Below are 23,229 nucleotides of genomic sequence, written 5' to 3'. Positions count from 1 at the left end.
CGATAGTTCCACCGTGGAAAGCCCGATACCCTTCGTTCCATTCCACCGCAAATCACCCACTATGGGGAGCGCACTTTGACCGCACACGCCGACGCCGGCCGGCTCCGGATGGAACAGCTCCTGCGCGAGCAGGACGAGACGATCCTCAAACGCTGGACCGACCTCGCGCTCGCCACCGTCGGGGGCCGCGCCGACCGGGGTGTGCTGGCCGGCCGCCTGCGCGACGTCTACCAGGCCCTGCAGCACTCGCTCGGCGAGGGCGCCGACACCAGCGACCTGCGCGGCCTGCTCGCCGACCTGTCCAGGGCGCAGGCCAGGGAGGGCTTCACCCCGTCGGAGACGGCCACCATCGTCTTCAGCCTCAAGGAGGCTGTCTACGCGCTGCTGGAGACCCAGGAGGACGCCGCGGCGCTGCGCGGCTACATCTGGCTGTCGCGCCTCATCGACGACCTCGGGCTGTTCACGTTCGAGACGTTCGTCACCGCCCGTGAGCGGATCATCTCCGACCAGGCCGAGCAGCTGCTGGAGCTGTCCACGCCGGTGGTCAAGCTCTGGGACGGCATCCTCGCGGTGCCGCTGGTCGGCACGCTCGACTCCGCCCGTACGCAGGTCGTCATGGAGAAGCTGCTGCAGGGCCTGGTCGACACCGGCTCCGAGCACGCCGTCATCGACATCACCGGCGTGCCCGCGGTCGACACCCAGGTCGCCCAGCACCTGCTCAAGACCGTCGTCGCCGCGCGCCTGATGGGCGCCGAGTGCGTCATCTCCGGCATCCGCCCGCAGATCGCCCACACGATCGTCACGCTCGGCATCGAGTTCGGCGACATCGTCACCAAGGCGACGCTGGCCGACGCGCTGGCGTACACGCTGCGGCGCAGCGGCGTGCGGTTCACGCGGTCGGCCGACAAGCAGGTCGTCGTGGGGCTGGAGCAGGCCTGATGGAACGTGTCCCCGTTCTCAAGCTCGGCGACCTGCTGATCGTCTCCATCCAGATCGACCTGCAGGACCAGAGCGTCCTCATGCTGCAGGAGGACCTGGCGGACGCGATCGTGAACAACCGGGCCCGCGGCGTGATCATCGACATCACCGCCGTGGAGATCGTCGACTCCTTCATCGGCCGCATGCTCGCGACCATCGCCTCCATCTCCCGGATGCTCGACGCCGAGACCGTCGTCGTGGGGATGCGCCCCGCGGTCGCCATCACGCTCGTCGAGCTGGGGCTCTCGCTCGGCGGCGTGCGTACCGCTCTCAACCTCGAGAAGGGCGTGGCCATGCTCAAGGAACGCGACGAGACCGGCGCTGCCGCGGTGCAGGAGTGACCTCACCCATCGAGCTCGCCATCGCGGGCAACAGCGACGTGGTCATCGTGCGCCAGCAGGTCCGCACCAGCGCGCAGCAGGTGGGGCTGTCGCTGGTGGACCAGACCAAGCTGGTGACCGCGGCCAGTGAGCTGGCCCGCAACGCTCTCACGTACGCCGGCGGCGGGCGCGTGCTCATCGAGGTGGTCAGCAACGGCCTGCGTGACGGCCTGCGCCTGACCTTCACCGACGAGGGCCCTGGCATCTCCGACCTGAACCAGGCGCTCACCGACGGGTGGAGCACCGGCGGCGGGCTCGGCCTGGGCCTGAGCGGCTCGCGGCGGCTGGTCGACGACTTCGACCTGCACTCCAAGGTGGGCGAGGGCACACGGGTGACGGTGGTCAAGTGGGCCAGATGATCCGCTCCCGGGACGAGTCCTGGGTCCGCGTGGAGGACGCCAGCGCCATCGGGGCGGCCCGCAGGGCCGCGATGACGCTGGCCGAGTCGTGCGGTTTCGACGAGCACGACCGCGGCAGGGTCGCCGTCGCCGTCAGCGAGGCGGCCTCCAACCTGGTCAAGCACGCCGCGGAAGGCGTGATGCTGATCCGGTCGCATCCGGAGACGGACGCCGCCGTCGAGGTGATCGCCATCGACAAGGGTCCCGGCATCCACGACCTGTCCCGCGCGGCGCGCGACGGCTACTCCACCACGGGCACGCTCGGCCTCGGCCTCGGCGGCATCGCACGGATGGCCTCGGCCCACGACGTCTACACCGTGCTGGGGCGCGGCACCGTGGTCGGCATGTGCTTCACCGCCACGGGCACCACGCCCCCCGTCCCGCTCGCGAGCGGGCTGGCCCGGCCGATCGGCGAGGAGGCCGTCTGCGGCGACGCCTTCGCCTACGTCGAGTCCGGGAGCACGGTGATCGCCATGCTGTGCGACGGCCTCGGCCACGGCGAGCCCGCGGCCGTCGCCTCCCGCGAGGCGGTGCGGGTCTTTCAGGACCATTACGACCTGCCCGCGGTCCTGCTGCTCGAGCGCATCCATCACGCGCTGCGCGGCACCAGGGGCGGCGCGGTGTCCGTCGCCCGGCTCGACCGGGCGGCCGGCGTGATCCGTTATGCCGGGCTCGGCAACGTCTCGGGCTGGATCGTGCACGCCGAAGGCCGCCAGGGCATGATCTCCCTGCCGGGCATCGCCGGCCACCAGCGCGACAAACTGCGCGAGTACGACTACGCCGTCCCCCCGCACAGCCTGCTCGTCCTGCACACCGACGGGCTGACCGAGCGCTGGGACGTCACCGCTTTCCCCGGCCTGTCCGCGCACACCCCGGCGGTCGTGGCCGCCACCCTGCTCAGGGACGCCGGCACCCGCAGGGACGACGCGACCGTGCTGGCCGTACGAGCCGCGCCGTGAGCGGCGAACGGCTGACCACCATCCGGGTCGACGACGACCAGGACGTCTACGCCATGCGCCGGCTGGGCCGCGAGGTCGCCGCCGCGCTGGAGATGTCGGAGCAGGACCAGATCAGGGTGGCGACCGCGCTCAGCGAGCTGGGCAGGGAGATCGCGATGGAGCGCGGCGCCGGCATGCTCGTCACGTTCTCCCTCGATCCCGGCGAGCTGGTGGTCGAGCTGAGCTTCTCCGAGGCGACCGGCGCGCAGGACACCGAGGGCGTCACGCTGGCCGCCCGGCTCATGGACGTCGTCGATCGCGCCCGTCCCGGCCGGCTGGTGCTGCGCAAGCGGCTGCCGCGCGGCCAGGGCACGCTGTCGATCGCGCGGCTGCGGGCCAAGGTCGAGGCCCTCGCGCCGGTCAGCGCCATGGACGAGCTGCGCCAGCAGAACCACGTGCTGGCCGCCACCCTGGAGGAGGTCCGCCGGCTCAACGCCGAGCTGGAGGAGACCAACCAGGGCGTCATGGCGCTGTACAACCAGCTGTCGGCCGAGCTGGAGGAGACCAACCGCGGCGTCGTCGCCCTCTACGCCGAGCTGGACGAGAAGTCGACGCAGCTGCGGCAGGCCAGCGACGCCAAGAACCGCTTCTGGGCGACGGTCAGCCACGAGCTGCGCACCCCGCTCAACTCGATCATCGGCCTGGTGCGGCTGCTCACCGGCCCGGGCGGTGAGCCGCTGGGCGCCGAGCAGGCCCGTCAGGTCGAGCTGATCGGCTCCTCGGCCGAGACGCTGCTGACGCTGGTCAGCGAGCTGCTCGACATCGGCAAGGCCGAGTCGGGCCGCCTCGATCCGCAGGACACCACGGTCGATCTGGTCGCGCTGGCCGAGCGGCTGCGCATGACGATGTGGCCGGCGAAGGGCAGCGAGCGGGTGACGCTGAGCGTGCGCATCCCGCCGCCGCCGTTCACCATGGTGGCCGACGAGGCGATGCTGACCAAGATCCTGCGCAACCTGATGGCCAACAGCCTGAAGTTCACCCAGGAGGGCGAGGTGCTGCTGGAGGTCTCGCACGACGTGGCGGCCAGCGAGGCGGTCTTCACCGTGACCGACACCGGCATCGGCATCCCTGCCGAGCACCTGGAGCGCGTCTTCGAGGAGTTCTACCAGGTGCCGGGGCCCGAGCAGACGCGGGTCAAGGGCACCGGGCTGGGCCTGCCGTACGCGCGGCGCCTGGCCGAGGCGATGGGCGGCACGCTCACCCTCACCAGCGAGCCCGGCGCGGGCACCACGGCGGTGCTGCGGCTGCCGTACGAGCCGGACGACGTGCCCGTGGTGGGGCGCGTGCTGATCGCCGACGACGACGAGAACTTCCGTGCGGGGGTGCGGCGCATGCTGACCGGGTTCGCCGAGCACATCGACGAGGCCCCCGACGGCGCCGCGGCGCTCGCCGCGATGACGGCGGCCACGCCCGACCTGGCGCTGCTCGACCTGCTGATGCCGGAACTGGACGGCGCCGCCGTGCTGCAGCGCATGGCCGACGACGAGCGGCTCCGCGACGTCCCGGTGATCGTGATCACGCTGGCCGTCGCGAACCGCCACCCCGAGGGGGCCGCCGCGGTGCTCGGCAAGCAGGGGCTGCGCAGGGACATGCTGCTCGGCGCGGTCCGACAGGTGATTGGAGGCGGCCATGCCTGACCTGGCACCCTTCACGGCGACGATCCTCGTCGTCGACGACACCCCCGCCAAGCTGTACATCCTGTCGAGCTGGCTGCGCAGGGCCGGGTACGCGGTGGTGGAGGCCTCCGGCGGCCTGGAGGCGTTGCAGCGCATCGGCGAGGTGTCGCCCGACCTGGTCGTCCTGGACGTCCGCCTGCCCGACCTGTCCGGGTACGAGGTGTGCGAGCGCATCAAGAGCGACCCGGCGACCGCGTCCATCCCCGTCATCCAGATCTCCGGCGCCGCCATCACCGCCGCCGACCGGGCGCTCGGCCTGCACCGGGGCGCCGACGGCTATCTCGCCGAGCCGATCGAGCCGGACGAGTTCGTCGCCACCGTGAAGGCGGCGCTGCGCTACCACCGCGCCCGGCAGCGGGCCGAGCGGCTGGCCGGGCGGCTGCGCGCGCTCACCGATCTCACGCTGGAGATGAACGCCGCCCAGACGTTCGACGAGCTGCTGTCCATCGCCGCCTCGGGCACCTGCCGCATCCTCGACCGGCACGCCGGGGTGGTGGCGCTCGCGCCGGACGGGCGTACGCGCAGGCTGACCGCCGGGCCGCCGGACGCCGCCGCCGTCACCAGGACCGCGCCGCCCGCCGCCCTGGAGACGCTGGGCGAGCAGGCGCTCGGCCAGCAGCTCGGCACGGAGCTGCTGACCATCCCGTACGCCTACTGGTCGGAGGTCGCGCCCGACACCCCGGCGCGGCGCGACATCGTGGCCGTCATGTCGCGCACCAAGCGCGACCGGCCGCCCGTCCTGCTCGGCCTGGAGCCCCACCCGCCGCTGGACGAGGACGAGGCGAGCATGCTGCGCCAGCTCGGCCAGGCGGTCGCGCTGGCGGTGGAGGCGCTGCGCGCCTACGCCGAGGAGCACGCCATCGCCCTGACGTTGCAGCGCAGCCTGCTGCCGTCGCGCGTGCCGCAGGTGGCGGGGCTGGACATCGCCTGGCGCTACCAGCCGGCGGTGGACAACGTCGAGGTGGGCGGCGACTTCTACGAGGTGCTGGAGCTGGACGGCAAGGTGCTGTTCGCGGTGGGCGACGTGCAGGGGCACTCGCTGCTGGCCGCCACCGTGATGGCGGAGCTGCGGCACGCGCTGCGCGCCTCGCTCATCGGCAAGATCGAGCTGGACCAGTCGCTGGCGCTGCTCAACGACGTGCTGCGCCGCTACCACCGGCGGATGACCGCGACCGTGTGCCTGATGCTGCTCGACCCGGCCACCGGGGAGGCGCAGATCGCCAACGCGGGCCACATCCCGCCGCTGCTGCTGGACGGCGAGGGCGAGGACGACGGCGCGGCCCGCTACCACGAGAAGTTCGGCAACCTGCTGCTCGGCGTGGCCGAGGAGGTCTACAGGATCGACCGGGTGAGGGTGCCGCCGGGCGGGGCGGTGCTGATGTTCACCGACGGGCTGGTGGAGGACCGCGACAAATACCTCGACGACAGCCTGGAGATCGCCCGCCAGGCCGCCTCGGCGATCAGCGGCGACGTGAACGAGGCCGCCGACCGGCTGATCGCGGCCTTCGGGGCCCGCGAGGACGACGTGGCGCTGGTCATCGTCCGCCGCCACCGTTAGGACGCCGGCCGCCTGCCCGAGCGATCCGCGGGCGTCCTCCGGTTGCTGAAAAGTTGCAGCCGTTCGTTGACAGCGTTGATCGCCAGGTCAACACTCGGGCATGCTGAGATCCCTGCGGCGGGCGCTGACCGCCGCCCTGCTGACCGCCGCCCTGCTGACCGCCGCCGCGCTGGTGGCTCCTTCGGCGCCGGCGCAGGCCGCGCCGCTGACGATCACGAACGGCACCCAGTTCCGCGACACCGCCGGCAACGTGCTGCACGCCCACGGCGGCGGGGTGCTCAAGTCGGGCGGCTACTACTACTGGTTCGGCGAGAACCGCAACGCCGACAACACCTTCCGCGCCGTGTCCGTCTACCGCTCGACCGACCTGGTCACCTGGGAGTTCCGGCGCGACGTGCTGACCAGGTCGTCGCACTCCGAGCTGAACGTGGCCAACATCGAGCGGCCGAAGGTCATCTACAACGCCGCGACCGGCCGCTACGTGATGTGGATGCACAAGGAGAACGGCCGCGACTACGGCGAGGCGCGGGCCGCCGTCGCCTCGTCGGCCACGGTGGACGGCGACTACACCTACCACGGCAGCTTCCGGCCGCTGGGACAGCACATGTCGCGCGACATCACGCTCTACGACGACGGCGGCACCGCGTACATGATCTCGGCCGCGGACGAGAACTACGACCTGCACATCTACCGCCTGACCTCCGACTACCTGAACGTCGCCGCCCTGGTGGGCAACTTCTGGAACGACGCGCACCGGGAGGCCCCGGCGATGTTCAGGCGCGGCTCGACGTACTTCCTGCTGACCTCAGGCGCCACCGGCTGGAACCCGAACCAGGCCAAGTACGCCACCGCGTCCAGCGTCTCGGGCCCGTGGACGGGCTGGACGAACGCGGGCGACGGCACGACGTTCGGCTCGCAGCCGGCGTACGTGCTGCCGGTGCAGGGCACCTCGACGACGAGCTACCTCTACATGGGCGACCGGTGGGCGGGCGCGTGGGGCGGGCCGGTGAACGACTCGCAGTACGTGTGGCTGCCGATCACGTTCCCCTCGGCGACGAGCATGAGCCTGAGCTGGCACGCGCAGGTGACGATCGACGCCGCGACCGGCGAGGTCACCGGCTCGGGCGCGGGTCCGTCGTACCGGATCACCGCCCGGCACAGCGGCAAGGTGATGGACGTCGTCAGCGCCTCCACCGCCGACAACGCCGAGGTCAAGCAGTATCCGTGGAACGGCGGCGACAACCAGCGGTGGCAGTTTCAAGACCTCGGCGGCGGCTACTTCCGCCTGGTCAGCGTCAACAGCGGCAAGTGCCTGGACGTCGCGAGCAACTCCACCGCCGACGGGGCCAACGTGATCCAGTACACCTGCGGCGGCGGCGCCAACCAGCAGTGGCAGTGGGTCCAGACCGGAAGCTACCACCAGCTCAGAGCCCGCCACAGCGGCAAGTGCCTCGACGTGGCGAACGTGTCCACCGCCGACGGCGCCGACATCCAGCAGTACGCCTGCGGCAGCGGCGCCAACCAGCAGTGGACCCGCACCCCGTCATGACCGCCACTGGTCGAGTGCGGGCTTGAGGTAGTCGTGCAGCACGGGCAGCTGCGGGAGGAGGTCGAGGCAGGCGATGACGCGCAGCATGCCGATGGCGTCGGTGAAGCGCAGCACATCGGGGTCGAGGGGCCGCAGGCCGCGGTCCTTCGCCCCGCGGTCGTAGGCGGCGGCGAGGTCGGGGCCGAGGCCCGCCATGTCCCACTCGACGGGGCCGAGGGTGACCAGCTCGAAGTCGGCGTAAAGGTCGCCCTCGGCACCGGGGAAGATGTTGGCGGCCGGCGCGTCGCCGTGCACGGGCCGCAGCTCGACGCCGGGGAAGCGCTGCTCGAAGGCGGCGCGGGAGCGTACGAGGGGTTCGAGCTCCTGCCACTCGCGGCGGGCCCTGCCGAGGTCGGTGGTGCTGATGAGGTCGGGCCTCTCGGCGAGCCGGTCGAGGGCGCCCGCGATGAACTCGGGCTCGGCGGCGGACAGGAACTCCAGCGGCACCGGGCAGTCGCGCAGCGCGGCGTGCAGGCCGGCGACGCTCTCGGCGTTGGCCGCGTAGTCGATCTCCTTGCCGCGGTCCTCCTCGACGTACTGCCAGAGGGTCAGCGAGAAGCCGTCGCGCCGCACGGGCGCTTGGGGCACGAGCGGGCTGGGCGGGATCACCGGCGTGCCCTGGCCGGCGAGCCAGCGCGTCACGTCCAGCTCCGTCCGCTGACGCCGGGCGAGCAGGTCGAGATCGACGTACGCCGGCAGCACCACCGGCACCCTGGCCACGACCGGCGCCGGCGCGAGGTGCACGACCACGGAGAACAGGTCGTGCAGCACCCGCGCGTCGGTCACGGTGAGCCCGAGGTCGCGACCCGCCCCCACGGCGGCGTCGAGGGCGGCGGCGGTGCGGCTGGCGAGGTCGGTCATGACCTGATCGTTTCACGCCGGGCGACCGGGCGCGGACGCCTGACACCCTCCGCCACCGGCCGGTTATCGAATAGTAAGGTTCCAGGAGATCCGGAACGTGGTATCACAATGACGCATGGCTGACTTCACGCCGCTCCTGCCCGGTGACCCTCAGCAGCTGGGCGGTTTCGAGCTGCTCGGCAGGCTGGGCGAGGGCGGGCAGGGCGTCGTCTTCCTCGCCAAAACCCCCATGGACGTGCGGGTGGCGGTCAAGTGGCTGCGCCCCTCCGACGACGGCGACACCGTCGAGCGGTTCCTGCGGGAGGCGGAGGTCGCCCGGCGGGTGGCGGCGTTCTGCACGGCGGCGGTGCTCAGCACGGGCACCGAACACGGCCGCCCCTACATCGTCAGCGAATACGTCGAGGGCCGCTCGCTCGACCGGCGGGTACGCGAGGACGGCCCGCTGCCGGGCGGCGACCTCGAACGGCTGGCCATCGGCACCGCCACCGCGCTGGCCGCGATCCACGAGGCCGGGGTGGTGCACCGCGACTTCAAGCCGGGCAACGTCATCATGGGCGCCAGCGGGCCGCGGGTGATCGACTTCGGCATCGCCCGCACGCTCGGCCCGGCCACGATGACGAGCAGCACGCAGATCGGGACGCCCGCGTACATGGCTCCCGAGCAGATCATGGGTCACGCGGTGGGCCCGGCGGCCGACCTGTTCTCCTGGGCCGGGACGATGGTGTTCGCCTCCTGCGGGCGGGCGCCGTTCGGCAGCGACGGCACGCACGCGGTGATGAGCCGGGTGCTGAACGAGGAGCCCGAGCTGGGGTCGCTCGACGGGCAGCTGGCCGACCTCGTACGCCGCTGCCTGAGCAAGGACCCGGCGCAGCGGCCCGCCGCGATGGAGGTGATCACCCACCTGCTGCGCGCCCCGCAGCCGGGCGCGAACCCGCTCGCCGAGGGCACCAGGCAGGCCGAGCCGGTGCCCGCCCCTCCCGCCGGGCCGCCCGTCACGCCGCCCACCGGCCCGTCCGGGCGCGGGCGGCGCGGGCTGCTGCTCGCCGCGGGCGCGGTGGTGGCGGCGGCCGCCGTGACCGCCGCGCTCACGCTGCCCGGCATGCTCGGCGAGGACGCCGCCCCGCGCGCCTCCGCCGCACCGGCCACGACCACGCCCGCCTCTGCCGCCGCCACCCCGACCACTTCCAAGCTGCCCGGCGACGACATCACCCTGTACGAGAGCCCGTCCGACCCGATCACGCTCACCGCGTACGAGGTGGACGACGACGACTACGCCCGAAGGTCGCTGGACGGCGAGTTCGAGAAGTTCCCCGGCAACGTCGACTCGAAGGTCTCCCCCGACGGCCGCTACCTGGCGGGCAGGCCCGAGGACTACACCTCCGACGGCTACGACTCGATCCTCATCACCGACCGGCGCGACGGCTCCAGCTTCCGGGTGAAGACCGTGCGCAAGCCGCTGGACGCCGGCATCCGCACCTGGTCGAAGGACGGCTCGAAGATCCTGCTCAACGTCAACGAGCCGGTCGAGAACAGCGACGGCGACAAGACCTGGCTCACCACGGGCTTCGCCATCATCGACGTGGCCGGCGCCAAGGCCGACGTGGTGCGGGTGCCCGACAAGGACATCCGCGACAGCGACTTCGGCTGGGACGCCGACGAGCGGGGCGTGGTCATCGTCTACGGCGACGACGAGGGGCTGCGCTTCTTCGACCCCTCGGGCAAGCGCACCCGCCAACTGCCGGGCGTCGGGCCGCTGGCGTCCGGCACGATGGACGTCTTCTCGCCGTCGGGCCGCATGTTCACCACCGAGTGCCCCAAGGGCGCCGACGGCGAGACCTGCCTGTGGGACTCCGCCACCGGCAAGCAGGTGCGCCGCTTCTCCTCCGACTGCGACAAGATCCTCGGCTGGTACGACGAGTCGCACCTGTACTGCTGGGAGCACGACAACACCAGCAGGGACGAGGTCCGCGTGGTGGCCTTCGACGGCAGGCTGGTCGGGCGGCTGCTGGACTCGCCGGCCAAGTCCGACGTGGAGCCGTACTTCACCATCGACCCACCCACCTCCTGACATTTCCGGACACTGGGCCACCCCACCCCGCGGGGGAATACATAAGCAGGTGATATAAATGTCTTATGCAAGCTGATCCCCCTTCTCATCAGGTGGACGAGCTGGAGCTCGCGGCCGGTCTGGCCAGGATCAGGACGATGATGCGGATGTTCGACGTCCCCCGCGACCTGTCCATCACCGCGCTGTCCACGCTGGCGAACCTCGAACGCCTCGGCCCGCGCCGCCTCACCGAGCTGGCCGTGATCGAGGGCGTCACGCAGCCCGCGATGACCCAGCTCGTCTCGAAGCTCGAACACCAGGCTCTGGCCGAGCGCCGCCCCGACCCCGAGGACGGCCGCGTCGTGCTGGTCTCCATCACGCAGCACGGCCGCGACGAGCTGGCCAGGCGGCGCGCCGCCCAGGCCAAGCGGCTGGCCGAGCTGGTCGCCGAGCTGCCCGAGGCCGACAGGGCCGCCATCGCCGCCGCGCTGCCCGCGCTCGACCGGCTGACCTCCAGGGCGCTCGGAGGCGGCGCATGAGCGGCGGCGCCACCGGCAGTCCCTTCAAGCAGCCGAAGGCCGTGTGGGCGGTGGCCTTCGCCTGCGTGATCTCGTTCATGGGGATCGGGCTGGTCGACCCGATCCTGCCCGCCATCTCCTCCGACCTGAACGCCTCACCGAGCCAGGTGACGCTGCTGTTCACGAGCTACCTGGTCGTCATGGCCGTCGCCATGCTCGTCACCGGCTGGGTCTCCAGCCGCATCGGCGCCAAGTGGACGCTCATCGCCGGTCTCGTGCTGATCGTGGTGTTCAGCGCGCTGGCCGGCTCCTCGGGCAGCATCGGCGGCATCATCGGCTTCCGCGCGGGCTGGGGCCTCGGCAACGCGCTGTTCGTGGCGACCTCGCTGGCCGTCATCGTGGCCGCCGCCAGCGGCGGCTTCACCGGCGCGATCATCCTGTACGAGGCCGCGCTCGGTGTCGGCATCGCCATCGGCCCGCTGCTCGGCGGCGCACTCGGGCACATCAGCTGGCGCGGCCCCTTCTACGGCGTCGCCGTGCTCATGGCCCTCGCGCTGCTGGCGACGATCCTGCTGGTACGCCCGCAACCCAATCCGGCGCGCAAGACGGGCCTGCTCGACCCGATCAAGGCGCTGCGGCACCGCGGCCTGCTCGCCATGAGCCTGACCGCGCTCTGCTACAACTGGGGCTTCTTCACCGTGCTCGGCTACGCCCCCTTCCCCATGGAGCTGGACGCCATCCAGCTCGGCCTGGTCTTCACCGGCTGGGGCCTGATGGTGGCGATCTTCTCGGTGGCCGGCGCGCCCTGGCTGCAGCGCAGGCTCGGCCTGGCCCGCACGCTCTACGGCAACCTGGCGTTGTTCGCGGTCGTCATCTTCGTCATCGCGGCCTTCGTGGAGAACCGGCCGGTGCTGATCGCGGCGGTGATCGTGGCGGGCGTCTTCATCGGCGTCAACAACACGCTCACCACGCAGGCCGTGATGATGGTGGCGCCCGTGGAGCGGCCGGTGGCCTCGGCGGCGTACGGGTTCGTCCGGTTCATCGGCGGCGGCCTGGCCCCGTTCGCGGCCGGCAAGCTCGCCGAGCACTACAACGTGCACGTGCCGTTCGTGGTCGGCGCCTGCGCGATCCTCGTCGGCATCGCGATCCTCACGACCGGCCACCGCGACCTGGTCCGCGCCGAGCGCAACCAGAACGAGGTGGACGCGCACGCCGGGCAGGGCGAGCGCGGCGCGGAGCTGACCGAGGCCGCCGAGGCCGGCACCGGCACGCCCAGCTGACCCCTTCACCTGCGCGAACGACCCGCCGGGAGCGGATCCCGGCGGGTCGTTCATGCGCTCACCAGCGGACCGGGACCTCCTGGAGGCCGCCGACGAGCAGGCCCTCCATGCGCTTGAGGTCCGCAGGCGGCACGGCCAGCTCCAGCGTGGGCAGCTTGCGCAGCAGGGTCTCCAGCGCGACCTGCAGCTCGGTGCGGGCCAGCGCCTGGCCGAGGCAGGAGTGCGGGCCTGCGCCGAAGGTCAGGTGCGGGTTGGGGCTGCGGCCGAGGTCCATCTCGCCGGCGTGCTCGAAGACGGACTCGTCCCGGTTGCCGGAGCCCATCGCGCAGAGCACGGTCGTCCCGGCGGGCAGCACCTCCCCGCCCAGCTCGGCCTCCTCCGACAGGTAGCGGCGCAGCCCGAAGCCGAGGTTGACGTCGTAGCGCAGCGACTCCTCCACCGCCGTGCGCACCAGGGACGGGTCGGCCACCAGCCGCTCCCACCGGCCGCGGTCGGCCAGCAGCATGGCGACCATCTTGCCGATGGCGTTGGCGGTCGTCTCGTGCCCGGCGACCAGCAGCCCCATCGCGGTGCTGAGCAGCTCGGCGTCGGACATGCCCTGCCCCTCGCCGGCGCTCTCCCTGATGAGCATGCCGATGAGGTCGTCGGTGTCGCCGGCCCGCTTGTCGGCGATGTGCCCGGACATGTACGCGCTGAACTCGGCCATCCCCGCCCGCGCCTCCTCCTGGGAGTAGCGGGTGACGCTGAGCATCATGTCGGACCAGCGGGAGAAGCGGTGGCGGTCGTCGGCGGGCACGCCGAGCATGTCGCAGATGACGTACACCGGGAGCGGGAAGCTCAGCGCGGCCTTGAGGTCGGCGGGCGCGCCCTCGGCCACCATCTCGTCGATGAGGTGCTCGGCCGTCGCGGTCATCGAGGGGCGCAGCGCGGCCATGCGCCTGGCGGTGAAGTATTTGCCGACCAGCCGCCGCCAGCGCAGGTGCCCCTCGCCCTTCATGGGGACGACCATGGCGGAGTCGCCGGTGGCCGCCGCGCCGCCCGAGCCCTCGGGGGCCACCCTGGCCGCGTTGTCGGCGGCGGTGGGGCGGGCGAAGCGGGGGTCGGCCAGCAGGGCCTTGATGTCCTCGTGGCGGGTGATCATCTTGGCGCGGTCGCCGCTGGGCAGCTCGATGGTGGCCACCGGGCACCGGCCGCGCAGGTCCTCCCACTCCTTGGGCGGATCCAGTGCCGTGTCGTAGTGCAGGGGGTAGGACAGGACCTGCTCGTCGCTCGTCATAGAGCCTCCTCGGTCGAACCGTTGGCGCGGCGGACGTCTCCTGTGTGCACCATACACATCGAAAGCATCATGCACACGAGTTGCATGATGCTTTTGATGAGCATCATGCACATTGCCGTAGGGTTCAGGTGAGCGAAGGCACGAGCGGAGGTTCGCCCATGGACGCCGAGCAGGCAAGCGCCCGGCTTGAGCGGGAGCTGATGATCCTCACGCGGCAGCGCGAGCTCACCACGCCGCAGGGCGGGCCGGCCGGCGAACGTCTGGAGCGCAGCGCGTACGTGCTGCTCAGCAGGCTCGACGTGCAGGGCCCGATGTCGATCGCGGACTTCGTCGAGGCGTTCGGGCTGGCCGCGTCCACCTTCAACAGGCAGACCACGGCCCTGCTCAAGGAGGGCCTGGTCGAGCGCACCCTCGACCCCCGCGGCAGCCTCGCCCGCAAGTTCCGCATCACCCGCGAGGGCCGACGCAGGCTGGCCGCCGACCGCGCCAGGATCGTCGAAGGGCTGACCAAGGTGCTGGCCGGCTGGCCGCCCGAGCGGCTCGAGCGCTTCGTCGCCGACTTCCAGCAGTTCAACGAGGACATCGAGCGCCTCATCGGCCGCCCCTGGCCCCGCGCCGGCGCGGAATAGCCGCCACCTGATCGGCCCGCAGCACGGCCGTCGCGCGGCGGCGCGTCCCGCTCTCACCACCGCGACGGCGACAACGCGGGCGGCAGCACGGTCCTGCAGCGGTGTGTGACATCCATAGGAGCATCCCGGCTGGGCGGTTTCCGCCAGGCAGGCACAGTACGAGCATTTTTGAAACGTCCACTCCGACGCCCTCTTTCCCGGGACGGTGGCCTACGATCATGGGTTTCCGGGGTGCCGCGGCGGGGCCCTCACCCGTCTCCGCGCGTCCCGAGTGAAGGGAAGGCGGTTTCGTGACGCAGCTCGTCATCGATGGCCCTGCCGGGTCGATGATCCTTGACCCGGGGCGGTCTTACCGGTTGGGCCGCGACCCGGGATCGGACATCGTGGTCGACGCCGACCGGGTCTCGCGTCACCACGCCGTGCTCTGGTTCGAGGCCGGTCAGTGGCTGCTGCAGGATGCGGGCAGCCGCAACGGCACGTACGCGAGCGGCCGCCGCGTCCAGCGGGTCGTCGTGCACGCGGGCACCAGTGTCGGGCTCGGCCAGGCCACCGGCGCCGGGATCGTCCGCTTCCGCGCCGCCGCCCTCGTTCCCTCCCCGCGTACGCCGGTCCTCTCGCAAGCCGCGGGGACGGTCCCCTCGGAAGGGGCGGGGACGGTGCCGTTCCCGCGCGCCGGTCAGTGGCGTGAGCCGGTCTCCGTCACCGACCTCGCCGGCGCGCAGATCGTCCGCATCGGACGGGCGCCCGACAACGACATCGTGGTCTCCGACCTGCGGGTGTCCAGGCGGCACGCCGAGCTGCGGGTCACCGGCGGTGTGCACGAGATCGTGGACCTGGGCAGCCGCGGCGGCACGTACGTCAACGGCCGCCCGGTGCACCGGGCCCGCATCTCGCCCGACGACTTCGTCGGCATCGGGCCCTCGACGTTCCGGCTGGCGGGCGACACGCTCACCGAGTACGCCGACACCGGCGAGGTGTGCCTGCAGGCCCACGGCCTGACCGTCACCGTGGACGGCGGCAAGGTGCTGCTCGACCACGTGACGTTCCCGGTGGGCGAGAAGTGCCTGCTGGCGATCGTCGGCCCGAGCGGGTCGGGCAAGTCCACGCTGCTGCGCGCGCTCACCGGCCTGCGCCCGGCCGATGAGGGCGTGGTCACCTACGACGGGCGCGACCTCTACCGCGACTACGCCGAGCTGCGCTCCCGCATCGGGCTGGTGCCGCAGGACGACATCCTGCACAGCGTGCTGACCGTGCGCCGCGCCCTGCTCTACGCCGCCGAGCTGCGCTTCCCCGACGACACCAGCGCGCCTGAGCGGGAGCGGCGGGTGGATGAGGTGCTGGCGCAGCTCGGGCTCGACCACCGCGCGGAGACCCGCATCTCGGCGCTGTCGGGCGGCCAGCGCAAGCGGGTCAGCGTCGCCCTGGAGCTGCTGACCAAGCCGTCGCTGCTGTTCCTCGACGAGCCGACGTCGGGGCTTGATCCCGGGCTGGACAAGTCGGTCATGCACCTGCTGCGGGAGCTGGCCGACGACGGGCGTACGGTCGCGGTGGTCACGCACAGCGTCGCCAACCTCGACGTCTGCGACCGGCTGCTCGTGATGGCGCCCGGCGGGAGGATCGCCTACTTCGGCCCGCCCGGGCAGGCGCTGCCGTTCCTCGGCTTCGACGACTGGGCGGACGTCTTCCTCGCCTTCGACGACCCGAGCCGCGACTGGGCCGGCGAGTACGCGCGCTCGCCGCTGCACCGCGAGTACATCACCGCCGACCTCATCGTGCCGGCCTCCGCGCCCTCCCCCGTGCGGCGGGCCGCGCCGCCGAAGCAGCAGAGCTGGTCCGAGCAGCTCGGCACGCTCGTCCGCCGCTACTGCCGGGGCATCGTCGCCGACCGGCTGTTCCTCGGCATCACGCTCGTCCTGCCGGTCCTGATGGGACTGCTGGCCAGGGTCGTGCCGACCGGCGACCTGACCGGGCCGCCCGGCACCAACGCGAGCGCCGCCAACCTGCTGCTGATCCTGTGCGTCGGCGGCTGCCTGACCGGGGCCGCCAACGCGGTGCGCGAGCTGGTCAAGGAACGCCCCATCTACCAGCGCGAACGCGCGGTCGGGCTGTCCAGGTCGGCCTACCTGTGCTCGAAGTTACTCGTGCTCGGCCTGATCACCGTCGTGCAGGGCGTCGTGCTGACGCTGGTGGCGATGGTGAACGTCGGGACGCGCGACGAGGGCGTGTTCACCGCGCCGATGGCGGAGCTGGCGGCGGCCGTCGCGCTGCTGTCGTTCACCGCGATGGTCGTGGGGCTGCTCATCTCCGCGCTGGCGCGGACCAGCGAGACCACGATGCCGCTGCTCGTGCTGGTCACGCTGGTGCAGCTGGTTTTCTGCGGGGCGCTGGTGCACCTGGACGGCAAGGCGGTCATGGAGCAGGTCGCCTGGCTCGTCCCGGCCCGGTGGGCGCTGGCGGCGCTGGCGGCCACGCTCGACGTCGGCCGGCTCATGCCGCCCGGCGACGACGCGCCCGACCCGCTGTGGAGCCAGGACGCGGGCACGTGGCTGCTCGACATGGGGGTGCTGGCGGGGCTCGCGGTGGTGTGCTCGTTCGCGGTGGCCCGGCTCCTGCGCCGCCACGAACCGGCCGTGATGCGCGCCCGCTGAGCACCGCACGGGCCTTCTCGAGCCGCACGCGCTGAGCACCGCGCGCCTCTCCGGCCGCGCCCGCGCGGCCCACGCGCTCGTCCGACCCCCGCGCTCGTCCGGCCGCGCGCTCGTCCGGCCCTCGCGACTCGTCCGGCCGCGACTCGTCCGGCGCGCGCGGCTCTCCCGGCTCGCGAGGGCCGCGCGCCGGCGGGCATCAGGGCTTCTACCGGGGTTTTCTTCGCAGGAAATCCTCAGTTTTGCCTTATATGGTGACAAGCCCCCGAGGAGTCACCATGCCGCCGTGACCCCTGTCAGACGCCTGCGCGGGCCCAGGGGCACGGGGTGAAAGGATCAGGAAATCGCGCAATGGGAGTCGTACACAAAGGGTTCAAACGGCGAGCACGACTTCTCCGCGAGGCGCTGCGCCCACCGCGGCAGCTTCCGAGCTCGGAGCCGGCCAACTCCGGGCTCGCCGAAGGGCTCAAGGCACGCCGCCCCCCGAAGCGCACGCAGGTCGTCGACTACAACGTCCCGGCCGTGCCGCGGCTGGTCCGCTCCCCCGTCTTCGTCATCGCCCCCGTACGCTCCGGCTCGACCCTGCTGCGCATGCTGCTGAACAGCCACTCCCGCATCCGCGCCCCGCACGAGCTGCACCTGCGCACCATCGGCGTGGAGCTGACGCCCGGCTTCTCCGAGGCGTCGATGGAGGAGCTGGAGCTGGACCGGGTGGAGCTGGAGCACGTCCTGTGGGACCGCGTCCTGCACCTGGAGCTGCTGCGCAGCGGCAAGGACATCATGGTCGACAAGACGCCGGGCAACGTCTTCATCTGGGAGCGGCTGCGCTACGTCTGGCCTGAGGCGAAGTTCCTGTTCATGCTGCGCCACCCGGAGGGCGTGATCTCCTCGCTGCAGAAGCGCAAGGACAACACCGCCACCAGGGAGTCGCTGGAGGCCACCGCGCTCAAGTACTTCAAGCCCCTGGAGAAGGCGCGCAGCACGGCCGGCGGACTGAGCGTGCGCTACGAGGAGCTCACCGCGCAGCCGGAGCAGGTGACCAAGGAGATCTGCGCGTACCTGGACGTGGAGTGGGAGCCCGGCATGCTGGACTACGGCCGCCACTACCAGGGGCAGTTCGCGCCGAACCTGGGCGACCGCAGCGACACCATCAAGTCGGGCCGCATCCAGGCCGCCCGCACCTTCGGCGACGTCACGCTGCCGCCCAAGCTCGAAAGGTACGCCGCCGCCTGGGGCTACCGCTAGGAGACGCGGGCCAGCCAGCGGCCGTGGGCCGTCCAGCACTCGGCGCCGGAGAAGCCGGCCGCCAGCGCGATGCGGCGCACGTCGTTGGCCGACACCGTGGCCCAGCCGAACCACTCCCCCGCCAGCGCACCCCGCCGCACCCGCAGCCGGTCCACCCTGCTGCGGGTGCCGGGCGGCGCGACCTCGGCCAGGATCGTGCCACCAGGACGCAGCAGCTGCCTGAGCCGGTGCAGCAGCGCCTCGGGGTTGCCGCCGATGCCGATGTTGCCGTCGGCCAGCAGCGCCGTCGCCCACCGCCCGCTGCCGGGCACCTCGTCGAAGACGTCGCGCAGCAGCGCGAACCCGCCCGCCCGCCGGGTCAGCGCGACCGCGCGCGGCGTGATGTCGATGCCGAGCGTACGGATCCCGCGCCTGGTCAGCTCGGCCGTCAGCCGCCCCGGCCCGGACCCCACGTCGAGGGTGGGGCTGTCGCAGCGGCCCAGCAGTTCCTCGTCGCCGTCGATGAGCCGGAACCAGCGGGCCGCCTCCAGCGGGACGAGCGTGCCGTCCACGTACTCGATCTCGGCCGTCTCGCCCGCGAGCGCGTCGGCGTACAGGTCCCCGATCATCGGCCCAGCTCCTTGACGGTGGCGGCGAAGCCGGAGCCCGGCGCGGCGGCGGCCACGGCGGCGGCGTCGGCCGCGGTGTCCACGTCGATCAGCTCGGGCAGGTGATGCACGCTCAGCTCGGCGCGGTCGAGCCGGTCGAGCTGGTGCTTGCCGGTCTCCGGGTGCGACATGGGCACGCCCAGCAGCAGCGACGGGTCGGGCTCGCGCAGGCCGAGCAGCCAGAAGCCGCCGTCGGCCGCCGGCCCGTACACCGCGTCGTGCTCCTCCAGCGCGTACGCCGCCTCGCGCAGCAGCTCCGGCGTGACCTGCGGGGTGTCCATGCCGATCAGCACGACGGGGCCCGGCCGCAGCCGGTGGGCGTCGGTGAAGGCCGCCGCGAGCCGCTCGTCGAGCCCGGCGCCGCGCTGCGGGATCACCACGACGTCCGGCGGCAGCCAGCGGCCCGGCAGCCCGTCGAGCGCCAGGACCGGCCGGGCGGCCACCGCCGACGCGGCGCGCAGGCTGTCGCGCAGCGCGGCCTCGGCCAGCGCCGCCGCCTCCTCCTGGCTGTACGGCGGCGTCAGCCGGGTCTTGACCTTCCCCGGCTGCGGCTCCTTGGCGATGATCACGATGTGCGGCTCGCGGGGGGTGTCGGAGTGGTTCAGGGTACTCATTCCTTCGCTGAGAGCCCGGCTGGGACGGGCCGCCTGGCGAGCAGGGCGACCATGACGGCCAGGGCGGACGCGGTGTAGAAGGCGGTGGCGAGGACGCCGGACCCGGCGGGGCCGTCGGCGTAGGCGATGGCGCCGGCCAGGGCCGTCCCCAGCCACTCCGGGCGGCCCGCCATCGCGGCCAGCGCGACGACGAGCAGCGCGTACCAGGAGTAGCCGGGGGTGAGCAGCAGCAGGAACGCGCCGCTGACCAGCAGCGCCCCGTCCCACGGCCGCTCGGCGTCCCCGTGGCGCAGGACGAGCAGGGCGACGACGGCGAGCAGCACGATCGCCGCGTACGGCGCCCACGAGTCCGGCAGGAGCAGGCGCAGGACGGCGTAGCGGTTGCCGTCGCCGGCCGCGTCGTAGCGCTCCTCCTTGAGGTAGCCGGGCAGGTAGCCGATCACCGAGGGGCCGGAGGCCAGCACGTACGGCACGTACGACAGCGCCACCACCAGCCCGGCGGGCCCGAGCGTGGTGAGGGCGCGCCGCCAGTTCAGGGATCCGGCCAGGGCACCCGGCAGTGCGGTGACGGGTAGCAGCTTGGCCGCGACGGCGGCCCCGAGCAGCGCGCCGCGCCCGCGTACGACGCTGAAGGCGAGCACCACTAGCAGCACGCCCAGCATGTCGACGTGCGCGTTGTTGACCGCCTCCACCGGCACGGCCGGGCACCACGCCCACGCCGCGGCCCGGCGCGGCCCCGCCACCCGGTGCAGCGCGACCAGCGCCCCCACGGCCAGCAGGAACCCCGCCACCTGCAGCGGCTGCTGCCCCGAGCCCTCCGGCGACAGCCAGTGGACGAGCAGGAAGTAGCCCTGCGCGAGCGGCGGGTAGATGGTCGGCACCGTCGGCCGGTTGATCCGCGTGCAGCCCCCGTCGGGCAGCGGATAAAGCCCTTCGCAGTCCTTCGGGAACAACCAGGGGTCGCGCAGCCCCGCCAGCGCCGGGTCGGACGGCGGATGGGCGTACGGGGAGATGCCCGCGGCCTGCACCTGGCCGTCCCAGACGTAACGGAAGGAGTCGGTGCTGCTGCTCGGCGGAGCGGTGAGCCCGGTCGCGGCCAGCACGATCCCGCCGGCCAGGACCAGCGGGCCGAGCCGCCGCTCCGGCAGGCGCCGCGCCGCCCACAGCGCGGCTGCGAACAGCGCCCACGCGGCCAGGTACCAGCCCAGGCGGGGCGGCCCCGAGACCGTCACGACCAGGACGGCCGCCAGGGCGGCGAGCGCCGCGCCGGCGGCGAGCGTGCTTCGACTCACGCGCCGCAGCCTGGCACCTCGCGGCGGCGGCCGGAACGCGTCCGCGGCTGCTGTTCCGGGTCCGTAAGAACCCTTACGAACCCCTTACGCGCCGTCGCGCCGCAGTGGCTGACGGCTAGCGTCGGCGGCGTGAGAGTCATGGTCACCGGCTCGGCCGGTTTCATCGGGCGGCACGTCGCCGGCGCCCTGGAGGACGCCGGGCACGACGTCGCCCGCCTGGACATCAGCGACGGCACGGACGTACGCGACCCGCGCGCACTCGACGAGCTGCTGCCGGGCGTCGAGGTCGTGGTGCACCAGGCGGCCAAGGTGGGGCTCGGCGTGGACGTCTCCGACCTGCCCGACTACGCCTCCATCAACGTGTACGGCACGGCGGTGCTGCTCGCGGCCATGGCCAGGCACGACATCAGGCGGCTGGTGCTGGCGTCCTCGATGGTGATCTACGGCGAGGGCCGCTACGCCTGCGCCGCGCACGGTGTCGTCAGGCCGGGCCCGCGCACGGTCGAGGACCTGGAGCGGGGCCGCTTCGACCCGCCGTGCCCGCACTGCGGCGAGCCGCTGACCTGGGCGGAGGTCGGCGAGGACACCCCGGCCGACCCGCGCAACGCCTACGCCACCAGCAAGCTCGCCCAGGAGCACCTGGCCGCCAACTGGGCCAGGGAGACCGGCGGCAGCGCGGCGGCGCTCAGGTACCACAACGTCTACGGGCCGCACATGCCGCTCGACACCCCTTACGCGGGGGTGGCCGCGATCTTCCGCTCCGAGCTGCGGGCGGGGCGGGCGCCACAGGTGTTCGAGGACGGGCGGCAGCAGCGCGACTTCGTGCACGTACGCGACGTGGCCAGGGCGAACCTGGCCGCCGTCACCGCGCCCGTCCCCGAGGGCACGCTGCGCGCCTGGAACATCGCCTCCGGCAGCCCGCACACCGTGGGCGAGATGGCCGCCGCGCTCGCCGCCGAGCGGGGCGGGCCCGACCCGCAGGTCAACGGCCGCTACCGGCTGGGCGACGTGCGCCACATCGTCGCCTCGCCCGCGCGGGCCGCCGCCGAGCTGGGGTTCCGCGCCGAGATCGGATTCGACGCCGGGATGAAGGAGTTCGCGCGGTCATGACCGTCGATGTGATCCTGCCCTGCCTCAACGAGGAGGCCGCGCTCGCCTGGGTGCTCGAACGCATGCCGGGCGGCTTCCGTCCGATCGTCGTCGACAACGGCTCGACCGACCGTTCGCCGCAGATCGCCGCCGAGCTGGGGGCCGAGGTGGTGCGCGAGCCCGTACGCGGCTTCGGCTCGGCCTGTCACGCCGGGCTGCTGGCCGCGTCCGCCGAGGTGGTGTGCTTCATGGACGCCGACGCCTCGCTCGACCCGGGCCAGCTGTCCCGCGTCACCGCGCCGGTCGTGGACGGCTCGTCCGATCTCGTGCTCGGGCGGCGGGTGCCCAGCGAGGCCGGAGCCTGGCCCGCGCACGCCCGGCTGGGCAACGCGGTCCTGGCGGGCAGCCTGCGCCGGCACACCGGCGCGCCGCTGCACGACCTCGGCCCGATGCGGGCGGCCAGGCGCGAAGCGCTGCTCGCGCTCGGCCTGGCCGACCGCCGGTTCGGCTATCCGCTGGAGATGGTGCTGCGCGCGGCGGCGGCCGGGTGGCGGATCGGCGAGGTGGAGGTGGACTACCTGCCGCGCAAGGGCCGCTCCAAGGTGACCGGCACGCTGCGCGGCACGCTGACCGCCATCTCCGACATGCGCCGCGTGATGGCCGAGGTCCGCGCCGGCTGACCCGGGCCGTACGCCGGCCGGTCACGCTCTTCGGTAGAGGGCGAGCGCGACCGGGGCGAGCGCGAGCGTCAGCACGCCGGACACGGCCAGCACGAAGGCGATCCGCCCGAGGTCGGGGGCGCCGTCCAGGAGGCCGCGGGCCGCTTCCACGAGCCGCGTCACCGGGTTGACCGCCACGAAGCCCCGCAGCCAGCCGGGCATCGTGTCCGGTGGCGCGAACGCCGAGCTGACGAACGTCAGCGGGAACAGGATCAGCGTGGAGGCCCCCATGACGGCGGCAGGCGTGCGTACCGTGAGGCCGGCGATCAGCCACAGCCAGCTCAGCGCGAAGCAGAACGCCAGCAGCAGCGCGACGGCTCCCGCGACGCCCGCGAGCCCGCCCGGCGGCCGGTAGCCGATGGCCGCCGCCATGCCCAGCACCAGCGCGGCGGCCAGCCCGTAGCGCAGGGTGTCGCCGAGCAGCGCGCCGACCAGCGGGGCGGGCCGCCAGATGGGCTGCGCGCGGAACCGGTCGAAGACGCCCCGCCCGATGTCGGTGTTCACCGTGACCGCGGTGTACATGGTCATGAACACGACCGTCTGCGCGAGAATCCCGGGCAGCGCGTACGCCAGGTACGCCTCGGGCGAGCCGACCATGGCGCCGCCGAAGACGTACGTGAACATGAGCGTGAACAGGATCGGGAAGAGAGTCGCGTCCAGCAGCTGCTCGGGCACGTGCCTGATCTTCAGCAGGGCCCGCCAGGTGAAGGTCAGCGTGGCCGCGACGGGCCCGGCCCCGGCGCCCGGCGGCGGCGCGTCGCGGACGACGGCCGCAACCAGGCGCGCGTCCT

21 protein-coding genes are annotated in these 23,229 nt (G+C 72.7%); 15 read left to right on the top strand and 6 right to left on the bottom strand.

From position 1 onward, the window contains the following. The first annotated feature begins 75 nt into the window (after positions 1-75). The 7 genes from AB0K28_RS25785 to AB0K28_RS25755 all read left to right on the top strand — a co-directional run bounded on the left by AB0K28_RS25785 (position 76) and on the right by AB0K28_RS25755 (position 7,537). On the top strand, positions 76-939 hold the full coding sequence (locus AB0K28_RS25785) for an STAS domain-containing protein (protein WP_364374705.1): 864 nt from the start codon (positions 76-78) through the stop codon (positions 937-939). Beyond that, the gene (locus tag AB0K28_RS25780; protein WP_345405949.1) at positions 939-1,319 is read left to right on the top strand and encodes an STAS domain-containing protein; all 381 of its coding nucleotides are present in this window, start codon (positions 939-941) and stop codon (positions 1,317-1,319) included. Before AB0K28_RS25785 ends, AB0K28_RS25780 begins: the two co-directional genes overlap by 1 nt. After that, complete coding sequence (locus AB0K28_RS25775; RefSeq protein ID WP_345405946.1) at positions 1,316-1,717, top strand: anti-sigma regulatory factor; 402 nt, start codon at positions 1,316-1,318, stop codon at positions 1,715-1,717. Before AB0K28_RS25780 ends, AB0K28_RS25775 begins: the two co-directional genes overlap by 4 nt. Continuing rightward, positions 1,714-2,715, top strand: a complete 1,002-nt coding sequence (locus AB0K28_RS25770; RefSeq protein WP_364374702.1) for a SpoIIE family protein phosphatase — start codon at positions 1,714-1,716, stop codon at positions 2,713-2,715. Before AB0K28_RS25775 ends, AB0K28_RS25770 begins: the two co-directional genes overlap by 4 nt. Continuing rightward, positions 2,712-4,391: an ATP-binding protein gene (locus AB0K28_RS25765; RefSeq protein ID WP_364374699.1), complete on the top strand. Its 1,680-nt coding sequence runs from the start codon at positions 2,712-2,714 to the stop codon at positions 4,389-4,391. Before AB0K28_RS25770 ends, AB0K28_RS25765 begins: the two co-directional genes overlap by 4 nt. After that, entirely contained in the window at positions 4,384-5,988 is a 1,605-nt protein-coding gene (locus AB0K28_RS25760) for a fused response regulator/phosphatase (RefSeq protein WP_364374696.1), read from the top strand. Before AB0K28_RS25765 ends, AB0K28_RS25760 begins: the two co-directional genes overlap by 8 nt. A 100-nt stretch (positions 5,989-6,088) precedes the next feature. Beyond that, positions 6,089-7,537: an RICIN domain-containing protein gene (locus tag AB0K28_RS25755; protein WP_364374693.1), complete on the top strand. Its 1,449-nt coding sequence runs from the start codon at positions 6,089-6,091 to the stop codon at positions 7,535-7,537. Here the strand turns inward: AB0K28_RS25755 and AB0K28_RS25750 are convergent. Then, the gene (locus AB0K28_RS25750) at positions 7,532-8,437 is read right to left on the bottom strand and encodes an aminoglycoside phosphotransferase family protein (RefSeq protein WP_364374690.1); all 906 of its coding nucleotides are present in this window, start codon (positions 8,435-8,437) and stop codon (positions 7,532-7,534) included. The genes AB0K28_RS25755 and AB0K28_RS25750 overlap by 6 nt on opposite strands. Positions 8,438-8,552: 115 nt before the next feature. On the opposite strand from AB0K28_RS25750, the gene AB0K28_RS25745 reads away from it, so the two are divergent. The 3 genes from AB0K28_RS25745 to AB0K28_RS25735 all read left to right on the top strand — a co-directional run bounded on the left by AB0K28_RS25745 (position 8,553) and on the right by AB0K28_RS25735 (position 12,282). Continuing rightward, positions 8,553-10,505 (top strand): WD40 repeat domain-containing serine/threonine protein kinase, encoded by a 1,953-nt coding sequence (locus AB0K28_RS25745; protein WP_364374687.1) that lies wholly within the window; start codon positions 8,553-8,555, stop codon positions 10,503-10,505. A 65-nt stretch (positions 10,506-10,570) separates the two neighbouring features. Then, complete coding sequence (locus AB0K28_RS25740; RefSeq protein WP_364374684.1) at positions 10,571-11,023, top strand: MarR family transcriptional regulator; 453 nt, start codon at positions 10,571-10,573, stop codon at positions 11,021-11,023. After that, complete coding sequence (locus tag AB0K28_RS25735) at positions 11,020-12,282, top strand: MFS transporter (protein WP_364374681.1); 1,263 nt, start codon at positions 11,020-11,022, stop codon at positions 12,280-12,282. The genes AB0K28_RS25740 and AB0K28_RS25735 overlap by 4 nt, the downstream gene beginning before the upstream one ends. Positions 12,283-12,340: 58 nt before the next feature. On the opposite strand, the gene AB0K28_RS25730 is transcribed toward AB0K28_RS25735, so the two are convergent. Further along, entirely contained in the window at positions 12,341-13,558 is a 1,218-nt protein-coding gene (locus AB0K28_RS25730; RefSeq protein ID WP_364374678.1) for a cytochrome P450, read from the bottom strand. 158 nt (positions 13,559-13,716) lie between these two features. On the opposite strand from AB0K28_RS25730, the gene AB0K28_RS25725 reads away from it, so the two are divergent. From AB0K28_RS25725 to AB0K28_RS25715, 3 genes are all read left to right on the top strand, one after another. Continuing rightward, the gene (locus AB0K28_RS25725; protein WP_364374675.1) at positions 13,717-14,187 is read left to right on the top strand and encodes a MarR family transcriptional regulator; all 471 of its coding nucleotides are present in this window, start codon (positions 13,717-13,719) and stop codon (positions 14,185-14,187) included. 290 nt (positions 14,188-14,477) lie between these two features. Continuing rightward, a complete protein-coding gene (locus AB0K28_RS25720; RefSeq protein WP_364374672.1) occupies positions 14,478-16,835 on the top strand; it encodes an FHA domain-containing protein in 2,358 nt (785 codons plus the stop codon). Positions 16,836-17,183: 348 nt separating this feature from the next. Then, positions 17,184-18,077: a sulfotransferase gene (locus AB0K28_RS25715; RefSeq protein WP_364374669.1), complete on the top strand. Its 894-nt coding sequence runs from the start codon at positions 17,184-17,186 to the stop codon at positions 18,075-18,077. On the opposite strand, the gene AB0K28_RS25710 is transcribed toward AB0K28_RS25715, so the two are convergent. The 3 genes from AB0K28_RS25710 to AB0K28_RS25700 are packed head-to-tail and all read right to left on the bottom strand — an operon-like array spanning position 18,074 to position 20,630. Next, positions 18,074-18,685, bottom strand: a complete 612-nt coding sequence (locus AB0K28_RS25710) for a methyltransferase domain-containing protein (RefSeq protein WP_345405910.1) — start codon at positions 18,683-18,685, stop codon at positions 18,074-18,076. The genes AB0K28_RS25715 and AB0K28_RS25710 overlap by 4 nt on opposite strands. Beyond that, positions 18,682-19,338 carry a TIGR04282 family arsenosugar biosynthesis glycosyltransferase gene (locus tag AB0K28_RS25705; RefSeq protein WP_364374665.1) on the bottom strand — a complete coding sequence of 219 codons (657 nt, stop codon included), beginning with the start codon at positions 19,336-19,338 and terminating at the stop codon, positions 18,682-18,684. Before AB0K28_RS25705 ends, AB0K28_RS25710 begins: the two co-directional genes overlap by 4 nt. After that, positions 19,335-20,630 (bottom strand): hypothetical protein, encoded by a 1,296-nt coding sequence (locus AB0K28_RS25700; protein WP_364374662.1) that lies wholly within the window; start codon positions 20,628-20,630, stop codon positions 19,335-19,337. Before AB0K28_RS25700 ends, AB0K28_RS25705 begins: the two co-directional genes overlap by 4 nt. A 129-nt stretch (positions 20,631-20,759) precedes the next feature. On the opposite strand from AB0K28_RS25700, the gene AB0K28_RS25695 reads away from it, so the two are divergent. Next, on the top strand, positions 20,760-21,740 hold the full coding sequence (locus tag AB0K28_RS25695) for an NAD-dependent epimerase/dehydratase family protein (protein WP_364374659.1): 981 nt from the start codon (positions 20,760-20,762) through the stop codon (positions 21,738-21,740). Continuing rightward, positions 21,737-22,399, top strand: a complete 663-nt coding sequence (locus AB0K28_RS25690; protein WP_364374656.1) for a glycosyltransferase family 2 protein — start codon at positions 21,737-21,739, stop codon at positions 22,397-22,399. The genes AB0K28_RS25695 and AB0K28_RS25690 overlap by 4 nt, the downstream gene beginning before the upstream one ends. Before the next feature lie 21 nt (positions 22,400-22,420). On the opposite strand, the gene AB0K28_RS25685 is transcribed toward AB0K28_RS25690, so the two are convergent. Beyond that, the coding region (locus AB0K28_RS25685) for an ABC transporter permease (protein WP_364374653.1) at positions 22,421-23,229 on the bottom strand (809 nt) is incomplete at its 5' end.

The sequence above is a fragment of the Nonomuraea sp. NPDC049504 genome (assembly GCF_040676845.1).
Classification (GTDB): Bacteria; Actinomycetota; Actinomycetes; order Streptosporangiales; family Streptosporangiaceae; genus Nonomuraea; species Nonomuraea salmonea.
Note: the sequence above shows the minus strand (reverse complement) of the source record. Positions and strands in the feature narration are given on the sequence as shown.